Source organism: Streptomyces sp. NPDC012508 (assembly GCF_042902595.1).
Taxonomy (GTDB): domain Bacteria; phylum Actinomycetota; class Actinomycetes; order Streptomycetales; family Streptomycetaceae; genus Streptomyces.
Genome location: NZ_JBIBEO010000002.1, coordinates 641,299 through 662,565, shown reverse-complemented (window position 1 = coordinate 662,565; position 21,267 = coordinate 641,299). Strand labels below are relative to the sequence as shown.

Genomic DNA, 21,267 nt, shown 5'->3' with positions numbered 1-21,267 from the left:
GGGGCGGGCGCGAAGGGGACGTCCGGATGGGACACGGGCAGGCGATCAGCCGTCGCCGACCGCTCCGTCACCGGCGGTGCCGCTTCCTCGGCGCAGCTCGGAGTCGGTGAGCTCTTCCAGCTCACCGTGGGTGTCCAGCCAGTAGAGGAGGACGACGGCCGGCACGACGACCACCAGGGCCACCAGCGTGACGATCGCCAGCCACGTCAGCGTGGAGGACGCGCCCGCGGCATCGGACACGGTCAGCGAGGTGGGGAGCAGGTAGGGGCGCTGGGCCATGCCCCAGGCGATCACGGCGGAGGCGACGACTCCGACTGCTGTGACGCGCATCCACGTCCCCGGTGTCCGCAGGAGGAGCCAGGCGGTCGCGAGAGCGGCCACCCCGGCCAGGATGACGAAGAGCAGCCCCAGACCGTGGGTGAGGCCGTGCCATACGTACGGGGAGTCCTCATGGGTGACGAACCCGGTCACCACGGCCAGGACGGTGAGCACGGCGAGACTGCCGAGCGCGCGCCGCCTGAAGTAGCCGACCAGATCGGGTGCGTCGAACCTGCGGGCGTCCCCGGTGAGGAACACCGCCCCGAGGAACGCCGTCGTCGCGATGGCGACAGACCGAAGACGAGCGAGGTCGGGCCGGCCCAGACGTCCGCCGAGGCTTCGGTACCGGGAGCCACGCGCTCCGACGCGACCCCGCCCACGGCCGCACCGAGGAAGAAGGGCGTGACGACCGAGGCCGAGGCGAACACGGCACCGTACAACCGCCGGCCGGCGAGCCGTTGGGACGGCTTGCGCAGTGCGAAGCCGGCGCCACGCAGGACCATGCCCACGACGGCCAGGGCCAGAGGGAGCCACATCGCCGTGAACACGGTCTGGAACAGGACGGGGAACCCGGTCCACATGATGACGAGGACGAAGATCAGCCAGACGTTGTTCACCTCCCACACGGGAGCCATGGCGTGGTCGATGAGCCACCGGGGACGCCGTCCGCGCTCCGTCCCACCGGCTGTCAGGTCCCAGAACCCGGCCCCGTAGTCCGTGCCGCCCGCGCAGGCGTAGGCGGTCACGGCCAGGAGCAGTACCACGGCGATGAGGTCGGCGGTCATGGGCTGTCACCCCCGGGGCGGCCGGCTCCGTTGCCGGCGGGCACGTCACCCGTGGGCAGCGAACCCCGCGGCCCGTAGGGGATGTCGGCCTCCGGCGTGTGGACACCCGCCGCGGCCTGCTGCTCGTCGGCGAGCCGCCAGCGCGTGCGCATCTTCAGCAGGACGACGAGGAACGAGGCGAAGAGGAAGACGTACACGACGATCACCACCCCGAGCATGATCCACAGGGTGGTGGAGCGGGTCGAGGTCACGGCCTCGGCGACGCGCATGTTCTGGTAGACGATCCAGGGCTGCCGTCCCACCTCGGTGGCGATCCAGCCGCACTCGACGGCCACGACGGAAGCGACACCGGCACAGGCCGCGGAGCGGTAGAACCACTTCGAGGCGGGCAGGCGGCGGTGCCGCAGCCAGACGAGCCCGTACCAGAGGGCGAGCAGCACCAGGACGGATCCGATGAGGACCATGATGTCGAAGGCCCAGTGGGCGATGGTCGCCTGAGTCGCCGTGGGACGCTGGTCCGCCGGGACAGAGGTCAGCCCCCTCACCTCGGTGTCCGCGCTGAATCCGGCCAGCACCGAGTCCAGGAGCGGGATCTTGATGCCGCCCGAGACGGTGCCGTCCTCGTTCAGCCTCCCGAAGAGGTACTCCGGCACACGGGTGTCGGTCTTCCAGACGATCTCCATCGCGGCGAACTTCACCGGCTGCTGGTGGAAGACCGACCGGGCGATGAAATCGCCGAGGAAGAACTGCACCGGTGCGGCGACTGCGGCGATGGTGAACGGAACGGCGAAGCCGAGCCGGTGGTAGTGGTCCCGGCGGCCGCGCAGCCACCCCATCGCGTAGACACCGGACACCATGAAGCCCGCGGTGAGGACCATCGCCACGACGAAGTGCCAGTACTGCGGCCCGAACATCGGCGTGAAGATGGCCTTCCAGACGTTCACGTCGACCGGGTTGCCCTCGGCGTCGAGCGAGAAGCCCTGTGGCGTGTTCATCCAGGAGTTGGCCGCCAGGATGCCGAACGCCCCGAGCAGCGCGGCGAACGGCAGGGGCAGCCCGAGGAGGAAATGCGTCCGCGGCTTCAGCCGCCGCCATCCGTACAGATAGATGGCGATGAGCACGGCCTCGAGGAAGAACGCCCACGCCTCGACGCCGAAGCCGACCCCGAAGACATCACCCCACCGCCCCATCAGCCCCGGCCACAACAGGCCGAACTCGAACGACAGCACCGTGCCCGTGACGATGCCCAGCGCGAACTGGACCGCCATGACAGCCGACCAGCGCCGTGCCAGGAGCAGCGCCGTGGCGTCCTTGCGGCGCAGTCCGCGGTAGTGCATCACCAGGGTGATGAAGGGGAAGGCCACGCCGAGGGGTACCAGGATGATGTGGGAGGCCAGGGTGAAGGCCATGAGCTCCCGGGCGGGCAGGAGTTGGGCCGGGGCATCCGCCAGCAGGTGGAGCGAGGTGGGCATGCGCGCCTTTGCCGTTCGAGGATGTGCGGGGCCGGGAGAGGGTCATCCACCGGTGGCGAAGCCGGGGAAGAGCGTCATGCCGCCGTCGACGTACAGGGTGGTGCCCACCACGTAGTCCATGAGGTCGGACGCGAGGGCGACCACCGCGTAGGCGATGTCGTCGGGGTCACCGATCCGGCTGTACGGGATGAGCCTCAGCAGGTCCTCCCGGGCCTCGGCCGTCTCCCAGGCCGCGCGGTTGATCGGCGTCTTGATCGCCCCCGGGGCGACCGCGTTCACCCGGATCTTCTCCGGCGCGAGCTCCTGGGCCAGGGTCTCCATCATCATCTGCACGCCGCCCTTGGAGGACGCGTAGTTGACGTGACCCGCCCAGGGAATGATCTGGTGCACCGAACTCATGCAGATGATCTTCCCGGCGGACCGGGACACCTCGGGGACCACGCCCCGGCGACGGAACTCCTTGGCCGCCTCCCGCGCACACAGGAACTGACCGGTGAGATTGACGTCGATGACCTTCTGCCACTGGGCGAGGGTCATCTCCGTGAACGGAGCGTCCCGCTGCAGTCCCGCGTTGGCCACCAGGATGTCGATGGTGCCGAACTCCTGGACCATCCGGTCCATCATGGCGACGACCTGGTCCTCCTGGGACACGTCCGCCTGGTACGCCGCCGCCCGCACCCCGAACGAGGCGATCTCCTCGACGACCTTCTCTGCCGCCTCGGGGTCCGCCACGTAGTTGACGACCACGTCGGCGCCGGCCCGGCCCAGGCCGATCGCCGTGGCCTTGCCGATGCCCGAATTGGCGCCGGTGACCAGAGCCTTCTGGCCGCGCAGCAAACGCGCCGGGATCACACCCTGCGGTGCTTCCACGGTGGAATCCATGCCGTCCTGCCTCCTCGCTGCGCGGATGCGCTGGGCCCGGGCGTCGGCTCGGCCGGGCACCGTCACGCAACCACCCGACGAGGCGGTCGGCATGTCCTCGGAATCGGCTTTAGGCCGTTGGGTCCAGCATCTTCCGCCGAACGGATGAGCGGTCGGCGTCGTTCTCCACCCGGCCGGGCGCTGCTCGCGACCCGGCCGGACGTCGTGTCATCCCAGCCGGTCCACGAGGTGGTCGCCGACCCGGAGGGCATTGGCGATGGCCGTCAGGGACGGATTGACCGCGCCGATGCTCGGGAAGAAGCTCGTGTCGACGACGTACAGGTTGTCGAGATCGTGGGCCTTGCAGTTGACGTCCAGCGCTGAGGCGGCGGGATCGGTGCCGAAGCGCACGGTGCCCGCCTGGTGCGCTGTCGCTCCGATCGGCATGCCCTTGTGCAGGTAGATACTGTGAGACAGCAGATGGTGCTCGTGCATGCCCAAGTGGCCCAGCATTCCCTGCAGTTTGTGCCGCAGGCGCTTCAGGCCCTCCATGTTGTTCGTCTCGTCGAGAGCGAGCCGGATCCGCCCGTCACCGTCGAGGGTCACCCGGTTGTCCGCCAGCGGCAGGTCCTCACCGCACAGCCAGAAGTCGACGGCGTGGTGTGCCAGCACCTCGAACGGCATGTCGGGCGCCACCGCACCGGCCCACCGGGGGGCCTCGCCGTGGATCTGCTCGGCGTCCGACTTGCCCAGCATCTGGATGCCGCCCAGCGGGAAGTCCCAGTCGTCCGCGCCGAGATACCAGTCGTTCAGGGCCAGGGTCTTCTGGAACTGGGTGTCGTTGGGCTCCTTCGACACCGCCATCAACGCCAGGTTGTTGTGCCGCATGTAGAACCGGCCGACCACGTCGGAGCTGTTCGCGAGACCACGCGGATGGTGCTCGTTCGCCGAGGCCAGCAGCAGCGCCGCGGAGTTGACCGCCCCGCAGGAGACGACCACCACGTCGGCCGTGAACCGGACCTCCGAGCCGTCGGGGAGCCGGCCGACGACCGCGCTGACCCTGCGCCCACGGTCGTCGGTCTCCAGGCGCACCACCTGTGTGTCCGTGACCATCTCGACGTTGGCGTGTTGCAGAGCCGGCTCGACGCAGATCACCTCGGCGTCGGACTTGCCGCGTACCAGACACGGAAAGCCGTCGACCCGGTTGCACCGGATGCAGACACTGGAGTGGGTGGGCCGGCCCCCGTTCTCCTGGCTCAGATTGACGCCGATCGGCAGATGGAACGGGTGCAGCCCACGCTTTTCGAGGTCGTCGCTCAGCTGCTGGATGCGCGGCTCGTGCTCCACGGGCGGATGGGCGTACTGCGCGCTCACGGGCCCTTCGCCGGGATCCTCGCCGTGCCGTCCGTGGACGAGGTAGAGGTGCTCGGCCTGCGTGTAGTACGGCTCCAGATCCTCGTACCGGATCGGCCAGGCCGGAGAGATGCCGCCGTGATGGCGGAGCTCGCCGAAGTCCTCGGGGCGCAGCCGGAAGAGGGCGGCTCCGTAGAACTTGGTGTTTCCGCCGACGTAGTAGTTGACCTCGGGCGGGAACTCCGTGCCGTTCTTGTCGAGCCAGAACTCCGGAGCCCGGTACTTGCCCTTCACGAAGACGGCCGTCGAGTCCCAGTTGTCACGCTCACGCGGCAGGTAGCCGCCGCGTTCGACGAGGAGCACACGCTTGCCCGAAGGGGCGAGGCGATGGGCGAGAGTCCCTCCGCCGGCACCGGTGCCGATGATGATGACGTCGTAGTGAGGGGTGTCGCCCACGGCGACCACCGTCCTTGGGGTCATGGCCCCGACCGGGTGTCAGGCACCGGGCGCCCCCCTCGGCGAGGGGCCAGAGGTCCCACCCCCCTCGAACGTAGCCGCCTTCCCCGCGCACGGCGACCGGAGCGGGCCGCCTGGTGGGTGCCCCGGAACGCTGCCCCGCCGCGCCCCGGTCACAGCACCGCGATCGGGTTCACCGGCGACCCCGTGGCCCCGGGCAGCCGCAGGGGGGCGACCACGCAGAGGAAACTCCAGCGTCCGGCCTCCGCGCAGGCGGCGCCCAGGTCCTCGAACCGCAGGTAGTCCATGAGGTGGATGCCCAGGGCGTGGATGGCCAGGACGTGTACGGGGAAGGCGATGTCCTTGACCGCGCTGGGCGCGGTGTCGTTGTTGCCGTCTCCGCCCAGGACCGAGACCTCGCGCTCGGCCAGGAACTCCACGGCGGTCGGATGGAGCCCCACCCGTGCCTCGGCCGCGTTCCACGGCCCGCGTTCGGTGCGCCGAAGACGGTGCCCCACCCGGACGAACAGCAGGTCGCCCGGTCCGGCGCGGACCCCCTGCGCGGCCTCGGCAGCCGTCAGATCGTCCGAGGTGACATGGTCGCCCGGTTCCAGCCAGGGCACGCCGCGCAGCCGCGGGATGTCCAGCAGGACACCACGGCCGACGATGCCGGCTGAGAGCAGGTCCACGGAGAGCCTCCGGGCACCCTCGGCCGTCACGGTGCTCGCGGGCACTCGGCCGTAGAGTTCTCCGTCGAACATGACATGACACAGCGCGTCCAGATGGCTGTCCGCGTCGCCGTGCACGTTCATGGCGAAGCGGTCCGTGGCGAAGTGAAGCGCGTCCGAGCCGACGTCGTCCGGGCTCGGTCCGGTCATCCGGTGGACCGCCGGCTCGGGATCGTCGGGGCCCGGCACGGTGTCGATCGGAGCCGCCAGCGAGACCGTACGTCCGACCCGCACCTCCGCGGCGGCCGCCGCCACCCGCTCGGGAGTGAGATGGCGCAGCGCGCCGCACCGGCCTTCCACCGCCGGCGGCGCCGCCCGGCCCCGTAGCCGCTCGTAGAGCGTCCGGAAGTCGTGCGCGCTCATCCCGCCCGTCGGCGAGGGCTCCACGGACGGGGTCACGCGTACCCCCATGGGCTCAGGCCCCATCGGAGCACATGGGTCGCGCCCGGCTGCAGGACGGTGAGGTCCGTACCGCTGTGGAAGGCGTCCGGTGGACAGGACATCGCCTCCACGGCGACCCCGCGCCGCCGTTCGGGTTCGGGCAGGGTGTCGCCCGTGTACACCTGCACGTAGCGGGTTCCCTCGCCGAGCCAGAGATCGACGCCCCGCAGCCCGGAGGGGTGTGCGAGCCGTACGGTCGCCCGCCCGTCAGGGGCGCGGTCGAGCCCGGTGAAGGCGGTGTCCAGTCGCAGATCGCCGATGGGCCGGGCGGTGCGGAAGTCGTACGGGGTTCCGTCGACGGGCTCCCGCCCGACGGGCAGGCCCCTGTTGTCGGTACGCAGCAGGTACCGGGCGGGAACGGTCAGCGCGGCGCTGTCCACGAGGTCGGTGCCGACCGTCAGATAGGGATGCTGCCCCGCTCCGTACGGCGCCGGCCCCGTACCGGTGTTGGTGGCGTGGACGGCGGCCGAGAGACCGTCCGGGCCCAGCCGGTACTCGACACGGACGTCGAGGAGGAACGGATATCCCGGCTGGGGACAGAGCGTCGTGCCGAGCATCACCGAGTCCTCGGTGCGGGCGAGCGGCTGCCACAGGGCCCAGCGAAGCAGTCCGTGGATCGCGTTGCCCTTCTCCACTTCGGTCAGGGGGAGCTGCAGACTCCTGCCGTCGAAGCGGTAGCGCCCGTCGCCCACGCGATTCGGCCAGGGGACGAGCAGCTGCCCCCGGCCGCCCGTGACGGCGGACCCCGCGGAGTAGCCGTCCAGCAGCGGTCGGCCGTTCACGGTGTAGTCGCGCAGGGCTCCGCCCAGCTGGACCACCGCCGCGCTCTGGTCTCCCCGGACCAACCGCCACGACGCGCCCGTGAGGCTGGGAGACGCGGAAGCGCCGACGCGGGCGGCCCGGTCCGTGTCCGGCCCGGCCGGCGGTGCCCCGACAGCGGGTTCCCCGGGCATCAGCGACAGCACGGCCGCGACGGCGGCCTCCGGGGGCTGGTCGATCTCCACCACCAGCGGGTGCTCGTCGGGCTCCGGCTCCTGGAGAACGGCGAGCTGGCTGTCCAACAGATCCGCCGGGAAGAAGTGGCCGTCCCGCGCGGCCAGCCGGGACCTCAGCAGGGCGCGCGAGCCGTGCAGGTACACCAGAAGAACTCCGTGGCGCCCCGCCAGCAGCTCGTCCCGGTAGTCACGCTTGAGCGCCGAGCAGGTGACGACGGCCTGCCGGCCAGCAGCGATCGACCGGTCCATCCACTCCCCGATCGCTTCGAGCCACGGCCCCCGGTCGTCGTCCGTGAGGGCCTGACCGGCAGCCATCTTGGCGCGGTTGGCCTCGGAGTGGAACGCGTCCGCGTCCTGGTACTCCCAGCCCAGTCGCTCGGCGAGAAGTCGCCCCACCGTCGACTTTCCCGACCCGGCGACGCCGACGACGAGCACCATCTGCGGCAGCTCCCCGATCGCCGCTTCACGTGCCACGCGTGCCACGCCTGCCGTTCCGTTCCCGGACGTCAGTCCCTCATCGGCCGGGGAGCGACGCACAGTCCCCAGATGATGAGTGCGTCGATGGCGATCAGCAACAGCGCCCACCACGGCGTGTAGGGAAGCCACATGAAGTTGGCGATCATGCTGAGACCGGCCAGCCCCACACCGACGACCCTGGCCCAGGTGGCGCCGGTGAACAGGGCGGCACCGGTGAGCGCGATGAGGATGCCCAGGATGAGATGGATCCAGCCCCAGCCGGTGAGGTCGAGCTCGTAGACGTAGTTGCGCGTGGCCAGGAACACGTCGTCCTTGGCGATGGCCGAGATGCCGCCGAGCAGCGTCATGACGCCGCTGAAGATCATGATGACGGCGGCGAACACCAGCCAGCCGCTGCTGTGTGTCTCCCCTTGGCGACCGGGTGCTCCCGTGTGGGTTGTCATAACTCGCTCCTCCGTCGTCTGCCCTCCGAGGCGTCTCCGTCCCGTGGGTCGGATACCTCCAATCTGACCCCCGTCGTCCCGCGACGCATGTCGGCGAGACGGGGGAGGGCCGCGAAGCTGCGTCCACCCGGCGCCAGGACCCGGAGCGGTCCTGGAGAGGACGCGCCGGGTAAAAGCTGAGAATTGTTCACTTTCCATTGACAGGGCGGACCCCGGGACCCGAAAGTGCCGTGAGCACCCCGCCCCGCCCCCCCCGCACCTCGCACCTGGCACCCCGCACCCGGCGATCGAAGCGAGTCCTCATGGCAGCGCCCGTACCCGAGTTCCCGGCCGACTTCCTCTGGGGAGTCTCCGCCTCCGCCTTCCAGATCGAAGGCTCCCTCACGGCCGACGGCCGTGGTCCCTCCTCCTGGGACGCCTTCACCGAGGAGCAGGGACGCGTCAAGGACGGCTCGCACGCCGCCGTGGCCACCGACCACTACCGGCGCTACCGCGAGGACGTGGCGCTGATGGCCCGACTCGGCGTCGACGCCTACCGGTTCTCCGTCTCCTGGTCCCGCGTCCTGCCCGACGGCCACGGCCGGGTCAACGACAAGGGGCTGGACTTCTACGACCGGCTCGTCGACGAGCTCTGCGCCTCGGGGATCGCCCCGGTACCCACCCTCTTCCACTGGGACACCCCGCTCGCCCTGGAGCGGCACGGCGGCTGGCTCGACCGGGACACCGCCGAGCGGTTCGCGGCGTACGCCTCGGTGGTCGCGGAGCGCCTCGCCGACCGGGTGCCCATGTGGATCACCATCAACGAGCCCGCCGAGGTCACCCTGCTCGGATACGGCCTCGGCGAGCACGCCCCCGGCCGGCGTCTCGTGTTCGACGCCCTGCCCGCGGCCCACCACCAGCTCCTGGCCCACGGCATGGGTGTCCAGGCCCTGCGCGCCGCGGGCGCCCGCCAGATCGGCATCGCCGCCTCCCACAGTCCCGTATGGAGCGCCGGCGACGGCGACGACGACCGCGCGGCCGCCGAGTTGTACGACACCCTCACGAACCGCCTCTTCGCCGACCCCGTCCTGACGGGCGCCTACCCGGACGAGGGCCTGGCCTCGCTCCTCCCCGGCCCGGTGGCGGAGGACCTCAAGACGATCTCGGCCCCGCTGGACTGGTACGGCATCAACTACTACAACCCGATGCTCGTCGGCGCCCCGCGGCCGAGCGCCGAAGCCGCCTCCGCTGACGCCCCCTCCTTCGGCGACACGTCCGCCGACGCCACCGCCTTCGGCGGCATCGACATACCGTCGGACCTCCCCTTCGCCATCCGGCAGATCGAAGGGCGGGAGCTCACCGACTTCGGCTGGCCGGTGGTCCCGGACGGACTGCGCGAACTGCTCGCCACCATGCGCGAGCGCTACGGCGACCGGCTGCCGCCCCTGTACATCACCGAGAACGGCTGCTCGTACGGTGACGGTCCGGACCCCCAGACGGGGAGGATCGACGACGCCCGCCGCGTCGCGTACCACGACGGCCACGTGCGCGCGCTGCACGAGGCGATGGCGGAGGGCGCCGACGTCCGCGGGTACTTCATCTGGTCGATCCTCGACAACTTCGAGTGGGCGGAGGGGTACCGGCAGCGGTTCGGCCTCGTCCACGTCGACTACGAGACGCTGGCGCGGACGCCCAAGCAGTCGTACGTCTGGTACCGCGACCTGATCAAGAGCGGCAGATGACCGCCGAGGGGACGGCGGAGGGAACCGCGGCCGAGCCGGCCCCCACGACCGGTACCCCGGCCGGCGGGCGGTGGGTGGGCGCGCTGTCCCTCGCGAACCTCGGAGTCTGGGTCGGCTGGTTCGGCCCGCTGCAACTGCTCCTGGCACGCCAGGCCGAGCAGCTCACCCCCGACGACAAGGCGTCCACACTCGCCCTGGTGACGGGGGTCGGAGCAGCCGTGTCGATGGTCGCCAACCCCGTCTTCGGCGCGCTCTCCGACCGGACGACGGCGTCCGTGGGCCGGCGCATCCCGTGGGTGGCCGGCGGAGTGGCGGGCGGGGCGGCCGGGCTGCTCGTCCTCGCCGGGGCGCGGAACGTGGCGACCGTGATCGCGGGCTGGTGCCTGGTCCAGCTCGCCCTCAACGCGGCCTTCGCCGCCCTCACCGCGGCCGTCCCCGACCAGGTGCCGGTGCGGCAGCGCGGTCTCGTCGGCGGCTGGCTCGGCGTCTCCCAGGTCGGCGGCGTCCTGGCGGGTACGGCGCTGGCCACGGTCGCGGGCGGGGTGGCCGCCGGATATCTGGCCTGCGCGGTCTTCTCGGTGCTCGCGGCCGTGCCTTACATCCTCATGCGGCGCGACACCCCGCTCTCCCGCGCCGCCCGGCCGGCCTTCCGGTGGGGGACGTTCCTCGGCGGCTTCTGGATCGACCCGCGGCGCCACCCCGATTTCGGGTGGGCCTGGCTCACCCGGTTCCTGATGAACCTGTCGTACTCGATCAGCACGATGTACCTGCTCTACTACCTGACCGACGCCGTGCACTACGAGGGCGACGCGGACAACGGCGTCCTGATCCTCACGGCGCTCAACGCGCTGACCCTGCTCTCCACCGTGGTGATCAGCGGCATCCGGTCGGACCGCAGCGGCCGACGGAAGTCCTATGTGATCTGGTCGGGTCTTGTCATCTCCGCGGCCACCCTGCTGCTCGCCGTCTGGCAGACCTGGACGGGCGCGGTCGTCGCCTCGCTCGTGCTCGGCCTCGGGTACGGCGTGTACACGGCCGTCGACTTCGCCCTGCTCACGGACGTGCTGCCGACGGCGGAGGACCGGGGCAAGGACCTGGGCGTCATCAACATCGCCAACGCCCTGCCCCAGGTGCTCGCACCCGTGATCGCGGCCCCGGTCGTCACCCACTTCGGCGGGTACACGGCCTTGTACGCGCTCGCGGGCACTCTGGCCGTAGCGGGCTCGGTCCTGGTGCGCCGCATCCGCTCGGTCTCCTGAACCGACGTCGTTCGAGCCCCCGTTGGGGCGCCCGGACGGGGCGTCAGCCGCTGGTCTGGTACGCCGAGGCCGTGCTGCCCCGCCTCGAACTTGCCGCAGAGGATCGTCGCCTCCCGTCGTGGACGCACAGCTCCGGAACCGCACCGACGTCCGGAGCCGCGGCGCGCCGTCCGGTCCCGGGTGTGGACGCGGTGGGCGTGTCAGGTGAGGGACCGCCATGTGCGGTGCAGGGCCTGCCGGAAGGCGTCGGTCTCCTCCGGGGTCAGGTCGGCCACCATGTGCTCCTCGAGCCTGCGGGCCGGCTCGGCGTACTCGCCGAGGAGCCGCCGCCCCGTGTCGGTCAGGAGGATCAGGCGCTCCCGGCGGTTGTCCGGGTTCGGCTCGCGGCGGATCAGGTCGCGGCTCTCCAGGGCGCGGACCATGTCGGCCATGGTCTGGGCCGTGACGAAGGAGTGGCGGGCGAGCTGAGCGGCGGAGATTCCGTCGTGCTGCTCCAGGACGGTCAGGGCGGTGTACTGCAGGGCGGTGATGCCCGCGGGTCTGACCAGCTCGTCGAGGCGGGCGCGTACCGCCAGCTCCGTCCGCTTGACCAGGTAGAGCAGCGAGGTGGTCACGTTCGTCCTCCTGTGATGCCGGCCGGTGAGTGGCGGGTACAGCCTAAGGCATTGACAGGAATCCTGTTGATTGGCGAGGCTGTCATTCATCAGGATTCCTGTCGATCGAACCCGGGCGGTGTGCCCGAAGGTCTCGACGTCCCACCCACCGCTCACACGAAGGACCCTCCATGGACCTCCACGGGAAAGTCGCCGTCGTCACCGGCAGCGGACGCGGCCTCGGCCTCGGATACGCCCGGGCCCTCGCCGCGGCCGGCGCCGCCGTCGTCGTCAACGACGTCGACCAGGACGCCGTCGACGCCGCCGTCGCCACCCTTCGCTCCGAGGGGGGCGCGGCGGTCGGGGCAGCCGCGGCCGTCGGGGACAGCGCTGCCGCCCAGGAGCTCGTCGACACCGCGGTACGGGAGTTCGGCCGCCTGGACGTCCTCGTCACGAACGCGGGCATCCTGCGCGACCGCGTGCTGTGGAAGATGACCGACGACGACTTCGACGACGTCGTCCGCGTCCACCTCCGCGGCACCTTCACCTGTGCCCGGGCGGCCGCGATCCGCATGCGGGAGCAGGGGGCCGGCGGCCGGCTCGTGCTCATCGCCTCGCCCGCCGGGCAGCGCGGCAACTTCGGCCAGACCAACTACGCCGCGGCCAAGGCCGGCATCGTCGCCATGGCCCGCACATGGGCCATGGAACTGGGCCGAGCCGGCATCACCGTCAACGCCGTCGTCCCGGTCGCCGCCACCGAGATGACCAGGACCATCCCCGCCTTCGCCCCGGTCATCGAGGCGTCCGAGCGCACCGGCACCCCGCTCCCGGACTGGCTGCGCAAGGGCGAGGGCCTGGGCACCGTCGAGGATGTAGCCGGACTCGTCACCTTCCTCGCCTCCGACGCCTCCAAGGACGTCACCGGACAGGCCATCGGTATCGGCGGTGACCGGCTGGCCCTGTGGTCGCACCCCAAGGAGAAGGCCGTCGCCTACGCCGACGGAGGCTGGAGCTCCCAGGCCATCGCCGAGGAATGGGCCGGCGGCCTCGGAACCGACCCCGAGACCTACGGCATCCCCGCGCCGCAGGCCCCGGAGGCGTGACATGGGCGTCCCTGTCTACGAGCTCGCGCTCGACCTCGACCGGCTGACCGCCATCGACATGCACACCCACGCCGAGGTCTCCAAGGACGGGCGTGCGGCGCTGAGCCCCGAACTGCTCGGCGCGTCCGAGAAGTACTTCAAGGCCCATGGGCACCGGCAGCCCACCATCGACGAGATGGCCCACCACTACCGCGAACGCCACATGGCCGCCGTGGTGTTCACCGTCGACGCCGAACACGCCACCGGACATCCGCGGATCTCCAACGAGGAGATCGCGGAGAACTGTGCCGCCCATCCCGACGTGCTGATCCCGTTCGCCAGCGTCGACCCGCACAAGGGACGCGCGGGGGGACGAGAGGCACGGCGCCTGGTGGAGGAGTACGGCGTGCGCGGGTTCAAGTTCCATCCCAGCATCCAGGCGTTCGCCCCGAACGACCGGCTCGCCTACCCGCTGTACGAGGCCATCGAGGAAGCCGGCGTACCCGCCCTGTTCCACAGCGGCCAGACCGGTATCGGCGCCGGTGTCCCGGGCGGCGGCGGAATCCGGCTGAAGTACTCCGACCCCATGCTCGTCGACGACGTCGCCGTCGACTTCCCGGAGCTGCGGATCATTCTCGCCCACCCGTCCTTCCCCTGGCAGGACGAGGCCCTGGCGGTGGCCACCCACAAGCCGCACGTCCACATCGACCTGTCCGGCTGGTCGCCGAAGTACTTCCCGCCGCAGCTCGTGCGCTACGCCGACACCCTGCTCAAGGACAAGGTCCTCTTCGGCTCCGACTACCCGGTCATCACACCCGACCACTGGCTCGCCGACTTCGGAGCGCTCGACATCAGGCCCGAGGTCCGGCCGAAGATCCTCAAGGAGAACGCCGCCCGGCTGCTCGGCCTGCTCACCGACTGAAGGAGTCGACGTGTTGAACCAAGGCATCGGCTCCTGGCCGGCCCGCCGGGCGCGCAGGACCCCCGACCGGATCGCCCTCGTCCACGACGGCGGCACCCGGACGTACCGCGAACTGCACCAGCGCGTCCTGTGCCTGGCTCACGCCCTGCGCGCGCTCGGCGCGGAACGCGGCGACCGCATCGCCTACCTGGGCCCCAACCACCCCGCGTTCCTGGAGACGCTGTTCGCCGCCGGTCTGCTCGGAGCGGTCTTCGTCCCGCTCAACACCCGGCTCGCGCCTCCGGAGCTGGCGTACAACCTGGCCGATTCCGGCAGCACCTTCCTCATCCACGCGCCGGAGCACACGGAGGCCGCCCAGGCCGCGACCGCCGAACGCGGCGTGGTGCGGCACCGGATCACGCTCGCCGGGGCCGGCCACGACGCCCTCGGCCACGACGCCCTCGGCCACGACGCCCTCGGCCACGACGCCCTCGGCTATGACGAGTTGCTTGCCGGCGGCGGAACCGAGCCTCTGGACGAGGCAGTGACCCCTGGGGATCCATGCATGATCATGTACACCTCGGGGACCACGGGCCGCCCCAAGGGCGCCGTGCTCTCCCACGGCAACGTCACGTGGAACAGCGTCAGCGTCCTCGTCGACACGGAGCTCCGCAGCGACGAGGCGACGCTGGTCGTGGCACCGCTCTTCCATACCGCCGGCCTCAACATGACCTGCCTGCCCACGCTCCTGAAGGGCGGTCGGGTGGTGCTGCTCGACACCTTCGACGCCGAGCATGTCCTGGAGACGATCGAACACCACCGCATCACGTACATGTTCGGCGTGCCCACGATGTACGACGCGATGGCCGCCCGGCCCCGCTGGACGACCAGCGATCTCTCCAGCCTGCGCACCCTCAACTGCGGCGGCGCGCCGGTCCCGGCCCGCACCATCGCCGCGTACCTCGACCGCGGCCTGGCCTTCAGCCAGGGCTACGGCATGACCGAGGCGTCTCCGGGCGTGCTCTTCCTGGATCAGGAGCAGGCCCGCGTCAAAGCGGGCTCCGCCGGTGTGCCCCACTTCTTCACCGACACGCGCGTCGTCCTGCCCGACGGGCGCGACGCCGGACCCGGCGAGCGCGGCGAGGTCCTGGTCCAGGGCCCGAACGTGATGGCCGGCTACTGGGGCAGGCCCGAGGAGACCGAGGCCGCGTTCACGGAAGACGGCTGGCTGCGCACCGGCGATCTCGCCCGGCTCGACTCCGACGGCCACGCCTACATCGTCGACCGGGTCAAGGACATGTTCGTCTCGGGTGGCGAGAACGTCTACCCGGCCGAGGTCGAGGACGTGCTCCTCACTCACGACGCCGTCGAGGAGTGCGCCGTCGTCGGCGTCCCGGACCCGGTCTGGGGCGAGGTCGGCCGCGCCGTCGTCGTCCTCAGACCAGGCGTCCGCACGGACGAGCAGGACCTGCTCGGCCATCTTCAGGGCCGGCTCGCCAAGTACAAGATTCCCAAGTCGGTGGTCCTCACGGAGGCCCTGCCCCGTACAGCCTCCGGAAAGGTCGTCAAAGCCGCCGTGCGCGAGCGCCACGCGGACTGACCGCCGCTCACAGAACGCCGGTCACAGAACGCCGGTCACAGAACGCCGGTCACAGAACGCCGGTCACAGAACGCCGCTCACAGAACGCCGGTCACACACCTTCGCCCCTTCGCACCTCCACCGGAAGGACCGTCCCACCATGTCCACCACCGCGCACGGCCTCGACGCCCTCAGGAACCTCAGCGGAGCCGACCTCGGCCGCACCGCGTGGCGGGAGATCACCCAGGAGCGGGTGAACACCTTTGCCGACGCCACCGACGACCACCAGTGGATCCATACCGATCCGGAGAGGGCCGAGACCGGCCCCTTCGGCCGCACCATCGCCCACGGTTACCTCACCCTCTCCCTCATCATTCCCCTGTTCGGCGAGCTCCTGGACATCACGGGCATCTCCATGAGCGTCAACTACGGCCTGGACAAGGTCCGTTTTCCCAGCCCCGTCCCCGTCGGTGCGAGGATCCGGCTGCACGGGGTCGTCGGCACCGTGGAGGAGGTCAACGGGAACGGTGTCCAGATGCCCCTCACCTTCACCGTCGAGGTCGAGGGCAGCGCCAAGCCGGCCTGCGTAGCCCAGGCCGTCTACCGCCATCACGCCTGAGAGAAGGCGTGCAGCGGAAGAACGGAAAAGGGGAGAACGGGCGGGTGGGAGAGGGGGAGGAAATGGTCCCCGGATTCCGGCGGTGCTATCTCTGCTGAGCCACGTCCCGGGCCTGCTGGGCGATCTGCTCCAGCACGATCTTCGGGTCGGCGGAGGGCGCGACGGCCCTGCCGATGTTCCGCTTGATGGTATTGCTGACCTGAAGCCAGGAGGGGTCGTTGACCGGATACAGCTGGGCACTGCGCAATGCGGTCAGGAATTGTTCGGCGCTGGGGTCCGCCGCCGCGTAGCGGGATGCCTGGGTGGCGGACACCGTCGACGGCAACAGGTGGTAGCGCCCGGCGAACTCGCTGAGGTTCTTGTCCTCGTAGACGAAGTTCAGGAAAGAGCCCACGAGTTCGCGATTTCCGTCGTGCTTGAAAGCCATCATCCAGTCGGCGACGCCCACCGCCGGTGGTGCCTCCCTGGAGTCCAGCGTGTCCGACACGGGCATGGGCAACGTGCCGACCTTCACGCCCTTGGCCCTGGCCTCGTGAAGGAGCGACGGATAGCCGTTGACCATACCGACGTCGCCGCGCAGGAAGGCGGCGAAGGCGTCCTCCCGGTTGAGCTCGGCCGGCGGGACCGGGCCGGTCAGGCCCGGCACGACCAGGTTGTCCCTGATCCAGCGGAAGGTCTGGGTGTTCTGCTCGGACGCGATGCTGTACCCGCCGGTGCTGTCGGTGTACCCGCCGCCGTTGCTCAGCCCCCAGATCATGGCCTCGGCGTGCGCCTCCTCCGGGCCGAGCGGCAGGGCGTACGGGTAGAGCACGTCCTCCTTCTTCAGCGCCTTGGCCGCGTCCTTCAGATCCGACCACGTCTTCGGCGGCTTCGCTCCGGCCTCGTCGAACAGCTCCTTGTTGTAGAAGAGCAGCCGGCTGCTGGCCACGAACGGCAAGCCGTACAGCGTGCCGTCGACCGAGCCCGCCTCCGCGAGAGGCAGCAGGAAGTTCGCCTCCGCCCTGATCGACATCACCTCGTCGGCGGCGTAAAGGCGGCCCTGCGCGGCGAAGTCGGAGTACGCGCCCATCAGAGCCACGTCCGGGGCGTTGTTCTCCTCGACCATGCGCGTGACCTCGCGGTCGACGTCGGTCCACGGACTGAGCGTCACCTCGACCTTCGTGCCGGGATGGGCGGCGGTGAAGGCGGCGGCCAACTTGTCCCAGTACGCCTTCGAGCTGGTCGCCGGGCTGGTGCCGTACTCGGGCACCACCAGGCGCAACGTCGTGCCGTCGCCCCCGGACGAGCCGCAGGCGGTGACGAGGGAGCCCAAGAGTCCCAATGCGGCCACGGAGGCGGTCATGCCGAAGAGTCTTCGTCGCATGGATCTTTCCTCTTGATCTTTTCGGACAGTGCGTCCGAAATTCTCTCCTGGTCCGAGGTGTGTTTCGCCCCCTGCCGAACAGTTGTGGTGATAGCTCCAACGGGGAGGATTCCGAGTGGTGTTTTCCGATATGCCGGCGCCTGTTCGGACGCGCGTAGAACTCTCCACGATGTCCAATGCGGCTCCGTCGAGGCGCATTGACGCATTCCGTACGGTCTTCTCCGGAGCGGTCCTCGGGCACCGTCCGGAACGGGTCATGAATGATCAGGCGACGCGAGCTGCTCGGGATGGTCGGCGCGACGGCCGGCGCGGGGTTGCTGGGGGCGGGTACGGCCGAGGCGACGCCGCGGAGTGGTGGGCGAGTGCCGTCGTACCGCACGCTCAAGGTCCTGCAGTTCAACATCTGGCTGGGTGGCAGCCAGGTCCCGGGAGGCCGGGCCGGTATCGCCGACACGATCGCCGCGGTGGAGCCGGACGTCGTCATGCTCAGCGAGTCGACTCCGGAGCGGGTCGCCACCACCCTCGCCGATCTCGCGGACCGCGGGCTGACCTACTACGACAACGAGAACCCGACCGATCCGGCGGTGATCTCGCGCTACCCCGTCATCGAGCACCAGTCCTTCCCGTACTGGTCGTAGGCGGTCATCGAGGTCGACGGCACGGAGATAGCGGCCTACTCCGGGCACCTGGAGTACCGCTACTACGCCAACTACCTGCCGCGCGGATACGGCGGCGGTACTCCGGCGCCCCTGGAGACCTCGGAGTACGGCTGGGACGAGATCCCGACGGGCCCGGTCACCGACGTCGGCCTGATCACGAGGATCAACGAGGCGTCGGGTCGTACCCAGGTGACGAAGGCGGTGCTGGCGGACGCCGCCGAGGAGCGGCGCCGTGGCCGGCTCACGATGCCGGCCGGGGACTTCAACGAGCCGTCGCACCGGGACTGGACCCGTCGGACGCGGAACCTGTTCGACCACAACGGCACCGTCGTCGAGTGGTCGACGACCAAGGCCATCGAGGACGCCGGGTTCCGCGACAGCTACCGCGAGATCTACCCGGACCCCGTGCGGACGCCCGGGTTCACCTGGCCGAGTGACAACGCGGGGGCCGAGCCGGGGGCGCTCACCTGGGCGCCGAAGGCGGACGAGCGGGACCGGATCGACTTCGTGTTCTACCACCCGGACCGGCGGATCCGCCTCCTCGACAGCGTGATCGTCGGTCCGTCCACCTCGATCGTGCGCAACGAGCGGGTGGAGGAGTCCGGTCGCGAGAAGTTCCGGGAACCGAGCTGGACCTGGCCGACCGATCACAAGGCGGTGCTCAGCACCTTCCGGGTGTCCACCGGGCACCGGAACGGCCACTGATCAGGTGCTCTCCGGCGCCCACACCCTCTCCGCGTAGTCGACGAAGTTCTTCCCCATGATCTTCTCGATACGGGAAGAGCGGTATCCGCGGGCCTCCAGGAGGCGGATGAGTTCGCGGAACTGGTCCACCCCGCGCAGGTCGAGCACGAAGGGCAGGGTGTCGGGGCGTTCCCCGGCCGCACCCACACCAGCCGCTCTGCGCAGCGCCACGTGTTCCACGAGGTGCCTGCGGTACGAGTCGAGGTCGTCGATGGAGGTGATGGTGCCGTCGGTACCGATGCCGACGGCATCCTCGCCGCACACGTTCACCGCGTGATCGATGTGCTCGACGACGTCGGCGGCGCTCGCGTGCCCGGAGAGACTGAGGAAGGGCATGAAGTAGACCCCGACGAACCCGCCGCGGGACGCCACCAGGCGGAGCTCCTCGTCGGTCTTGTTGCGGGGCAGGTCGGCCAGGGCGCGGCAGCCGGTGTGGTTGATCGACACGGGGGCGCGCGAGATCCTCGCGGCCTCCAGGCAGGTGCGCTCACCGCTGTGGGAGAGGTCGACCATGAGGTGGTGGTCGTTGAGGGCTTCGACGACGCTCCTGCCGAAGTCGGTCAGCCCCCGGTTCTCCGCTGCCATGGAGCCGTCGCCGATGTGGTTGGCCTGGTTGTAGGTGAGCTGGACGACCCGGACGCCCCGGTCGGCGAAGGTGGCGATGCGTCCGGTGTCCTCGCCGACGGCGACGGCGTTCTGGAATCCGTAGATGATGCCGATCCGGCCTTCCTCCCTCGCGCGGTGCAGGTCGGCGACCGTGCGGATCGGAAGGAGGTCGGCCGCCTTGTCGCGGATGATGGCGTCCCAGACGTCGAGTTCCTGGAGCGTGTGCTCGTAGGGAGGCAGGTCGCCGATGGTGTAGCCCAGGGTGATGTTGACGGCGGTGAGGCCGGAGGCGTGGGCGTCGGCCAGGGTCCGCGCGTCGATGGTGAGTTGCGCGCTCGACTGGTTGAGCTCGGCGGCCGCCTCTGCGGAGCGCGGCGCGTTGGGGTTGTCGAGCTGTCCGAGGGCGTTGATGATCATGGGCGTGGTGGTCATCGGGTCTCCTCGACGCCGTGGGAATCCGCGGTGCGGCCGTTTCCGGGGGTGTAGGCGTGCCGCTCGAAGCGGCGACCACGTTTGACCGTGAGGGTGATCGTGCGCAGATGGTCGATGTTCTGCAGCGGATCGTTCTCCAGGACGGCGAAGTTGGCCAGTTTGCCCGCTTCCACGCTGCCCATGACGTCCTCGGCGCCGGCACTGCGCGCACCGATCAGGGTGGCTGAGCGCAGCACCTGCTCGGGAGGGATTCCGCAGCGGTGGACGAGGAAGGCCAGCTCGTCGTACAGAGCGGGGAACGGGTCCGCGGCGTCGGTCTCGTAGTCCGTGCCGGTGCAGATGTCGACGCCCGCCCGATGGGCCTGGGCGGTGAGACACGCGGCGAGTTCGGCGTTGGCGGCCGCGCGGGCCGCGTCCCGCGGGCCCGAGCCGGCCATCACGTCGCTCGTCCACATCGCGGCGGTCGCGTCGAGGACGGTTCCGTGCCGTCGCATCAGGGCGAAGAGCTCCTCGATGCCGGGGTCGTCGCCGGCCGCGAACCTCGCGTGGTCGACGGGCGGCTTGTGCTTGTAGCTGGACAACTGCCCGTCTGCGCCGTCGAAGGCGAGCAGCGTGACGTGGGAGACGCTGTCCACCCCCGCCGCGACGACCTGCCGGGGTGTGGCGGGGAAGACGGTGGCGTGGGCCCAGACGGGGATGCCCTGGCGGTGTGCCTCGGCGGTGATCGCGGCGACGGTGGCGTGGTCGAGGTCCGCGTAGACCTTGATGGCGGCGGCGTGGGTGCCGCGCGCCAGGGCCACGGCGAGACGAAGGTCGGTCTCGCCGGTCACCGCCTGCATCCACGGCACGGTGCCCGGAATCTCTCCCTGGGAGACCTGGTGGGTACGCGGGTCGTCGAAGAAGCCGGGTCCTGCCATCAGCGCGGCGTACCGGATGTCGGGGCCCGGGATCTCGCCGACCAGCGTGGCGCGCGCGAGGTCCCCCACCTGGCGCAGGTCGTCGGCCATGTCGCGGATCGCGGTGACGCCGCTGTGGACGAGCCGGCGCAGCACCGCCTCCGCGGCCGGCCGGTCGGGAGGAGTGGCGAGGTGCTGGTGGGTGTCGATCAGGCCGGGGATGACGAAGCGGCCGTCCAGATCGAAGACCTGGGCGTCGACCGGGAGCCGTGCGGCGATCTCGGCGTCGTCGGCGACGGCGCTGATCGTGGGGCCGTCGACCACGATCGACGTCGAGGCCGTGGGCGGCCGCCCGGTGCCGTCGAACAGGGTGGCGTTCCGGTACACCGCGACCGCCCCCTTCCGCGCCGGAGCGTAGGGGGTTGGTGCGCCCGGGGTCCCGTTGGTCATCTCCACCTCGCGTACTCGACCAGGTTGTTACGCT

The 21,267-nt window shown here is 70.4% G+C and carries 18 protein-coding genes and 1 pseudogene; 8 read left to right on the top strand and 11 right to left on the bottom strand.

Going from position 1 to position 21,267, the window contains the following annotated elements; all coding sequences use genetic code 11:
• Nucleotides 1-45 precede the first annotated feature (45 nt).
• The 7 genes and pseudogenes from ACFY8U_RS09075 to ACFY8U_RS09045 all read right to left on the bottom strand — a co-directional run bounded on the left by ACFY8U_RS09075 (nucleotide 46) and on the right by ACFY8U_RS09045 (nucleotide 8,329).
• Nucleotides 46-1,103: pseudogene (locus ACFY8U_RS09075) on the bottom strand (cytochrome d ubiquinol oxidase subunit II).
• Complete coding sequence (locus ACFY8U_RS09070; RefSeq protein ID WP_389567651.1) at nucleotides 1,100-2,575, bottom strand: cytochrome ubiquinol oxidase subunit I; 1,476 nt, start codon at nucleotides 2,573-2,575, stop codon at nucleotides 1,100-1,102. Before ACFY8U_RS09070 ends, ACFY8U_RS09075 begins: the two are co-directional and overlap by 4 nt.
• Nucleotides 2,576-2,617: 42 nt before the next feature.
• Nucleotides 2,618-3,457, bottom strand: coding sequence for an SDR family oxidoreductase (locus tag ACFY8U_RS09065; RefSeq protein WP_389567648.1), 840 nt, complete (start codon nucleotides 3,455-3,457; stop codon nucleotides 2,618-2,620).
• Between the two features lie 207 nt (nucleotides 3,458-3,664).
• Complete coding sequence (locus ACFY8U_RS09060; protein ID WP_389567646.1) at nucleotides 3,665-5,269, bottom strand: GMC oxidoreductase; 1,605 nt, start codon at nucleotides 5,267-5,269, stop codon at nucleotides 3,665-3,667.
• Between the two features lie 149 nt (nucleotides 5,270-5,418).
• Nucleotides 5,419-6,336, bottom strand: coding sequence for a cyclase family protein (locus ACFY8U_RS09055; RefSeq protein WP_389568289.1), 918 nt, complete (start codon nucleotides 6,334-6,336; stop codon nucleotides 5,419-5,421).
• Between the two features lie 32 nt (nucleotides 6,337-6,368).
• Nucleotides 6,369-7,883: a gluconokinase, GntK/IdnK-type gene (locus ACFY8U_RS09050; protein WP_389567644.1), complete on the bottom strand. Its 1,515-nt coding sequence runs from the start codon at nucleotides 7,881-7,883 to the stop codon at nucleotides 6,369-6,371.
• A 32-nt stretch (nucleotides 7,884-7,915) separates the two neighbouring features.
• Complete coding sequence (locus ACFY8U_RS09045) at nucleotides 7,916-8,329, bottom strand: hypothetical protein (protein WP_361602857.1); 414 nt, start codon at nucleotides 8,327-8,329, stop codon at nucleotides 7,916-7,918.
• 302 nt (nucleotides 8,330-8,631) lie between these two features.
• Between ACFY8U_RS09045 and ACFY8U_RS09040 the strand changes: the two genes are divergently transcribed.
• Both ACFY8U_RS09040 and ACFY8U_RS09035 read left to right on the top strand, forming a co-directional pair.
• Nucleotides 8,632-10,050, top strand: a complete 1,419-nt coding sequence (locus ACFY8U_RS09040) for a glycoside hydrolase family 1 protein (protein ID WP_389567641.1) — start codon at nucleotides 8,632-8,634, stop codon at nucleotides 10,048-10,050.
• A complete protein-coding gene (locus tag ACFY8U_RS09035) occupies nucleotides 10,047-11,309 on the top strand; it encodes an MFS transporter (protein WP_389567637.1) in 1,263 nt (420 codons plus the stop codon). The genes ACFY8U_RS09040 and ACFY8U_RS09035 overlap by 4 nt, the downstream gene beginning before the upstream one ends.
• A gap of 200 nt (nucleotides 11,310-11,509) precedes the next feature.
• On the opposite strand, the gene ACFY8U_RS09030 is transcribed toward ACFY8U_RS09035, so the two are convergent.
• On the bottom strand, nucleotides 11,510-11,923 hold the full coding sequence (locus ACFY8U_RS09030; RefSeq protein WP_389567634.1) for a MarR family winged helix-turn-helix transcriptional regulator: 414 nt from the start codon (nucleotides 11,921-11,923) through the stop codon (nucleotides 11,510-11,512).
• 170 nt (nucleotides 11,924-12,093) lie between these two features.
• On the opposite strand from ACFY8U_RS09030, the gene ACFY8U_RS09025 reads away from it, so the two are divergent.
• The 4 genes from ACFY8U_RS09025 to ACFY8U_RS09010 all read left to right on the top strand — a co-directional run bounded on the left by ACFY8U_RS09025 (nucleotide 12,094) and on the right by ACFY8U_RS09010 (nucleotide 16,083).
• Nucleotides 12,094-13,005 (top strand): SDR family oxidoreductase, encoded by a 912-nt coding sequence (locus ACFY8U_RS09025; protein WP_389567632.1) that lies wholly within the window; start codon nucleotides 12,094-12,096, stop codon nucleotides 13,003-13,005.
• 1 nt (nucleotide 13,006) lies between these two features.
• A complete protein-coding gene (locus ACFY8U_RS09020; RefSeq protein WP_389567629.1) occupies nucleotides 13,007-13,906 on the top strand; it encodes an amidohydrolase family protein in 900 nt (299 codons plus the stop codon).
• A 10-nt stretch (nucleotides 13,907-13,916) separates the two neighbouring features.
• Complete coding sequence (locus ACFY8U_RS09015; RefSeq protein WP_389567627.1) at nucleotides 13,917-15,485, top strand: long-chain fatty acid--CoA ligase; 1,569 nt, start codon at nucleotides 13,917-13,919, stop codon at nucleotides 15,483-15,485.
• A 139-nt stretch (nucleotides 15,486-15,624) separates the two neighbouring features.
• On the top strand, nucleotides 15,625-16,083 hold the full coding sequence (locus tag ACFY8U_RS09010; protein WP_389567625.1) for a MaoC family dehydratase: 459 nt from the start codon (nucleotides 15,625-15,627) through the stop codon (nucleotides 16,081-16,083).
• Nucleotides 16,084-16,168: 85 nt separating this feature from the next.
• Here ACFY8U_RS09010 and ACFY8U_RS09005 read toward each other — a convergent pair whose 3' ends face one another.
• Nucleotides 16,169-17,446, bottom strand: coding sequence for an extracellular solute-binding protein (locus ACFY8U_RS09005; protein WP_389567622.1), 1,278 nt, complete (start codon nucleotides 17,444-17,446; stop codon nucleotides 16,169-16,171).
• Nucleotides 17,447-17,706: 260 nt separating this feature from the next.
• Here ACFY8U_RS09005 and ACFY8U_RS09000 point away from each other — a divergent pair, with 260 nt between their 5' ends.
• Nucleotides 17,707-18,084, top strand: coding sequence for an endonuclease/exonuclease/phosphatase family protein (locus tag ACFY8U_RS09000; protein ID WP_389567620.1), 378 nt, complete (start codon nucleotides 17,707-17,709; stop codon nucleotides 18,082-18,084).
• A 6-nt stretch (nucleotides 18,085-18,090) separates the two neighbouring features.
• Complete coding sequence (locus tag ACFY8U_RS08995; protein WP_389568286.1) at nucleotides 18,091-18,810, top strand: endonuclease/exonuclease/phosphatase family protein; 720 nt, start codon at nucleotides 18,091-18,093, stop codon at nucleotides 18,808-18,810.
• Here ACFY8U_RS08995 and ACFY8U_RS08990 read toward each other — a convergent pair whose 3' ends face one another.
• A complete protein-coding gene (locus tag ACFY8U_RS08990) occupies nucleotides 18,811-19,887 on the bottom strand; it encodes a dipeptidase (protein ID WP_389567618.1) in 1,077 nt (358 codons plus the stop codon).
• A complete protein-coding gene (locus tag ACFY8U_RS08985; protein WP_389567615.1) occupies nucleotides 19,884-21,233 on the bottom strand; it encodes an amidohydrolase family protein in 1,350 nt (449 codons plus the stop codon). The genes ACFY8U_RS08990 and ACFY8U_RS08985 overlap by 4 nt, the downstream gene beginning before the upstream one ends.
• Nucleotides 21,234-21,267 lie beyond the last annotated feature (34 nt).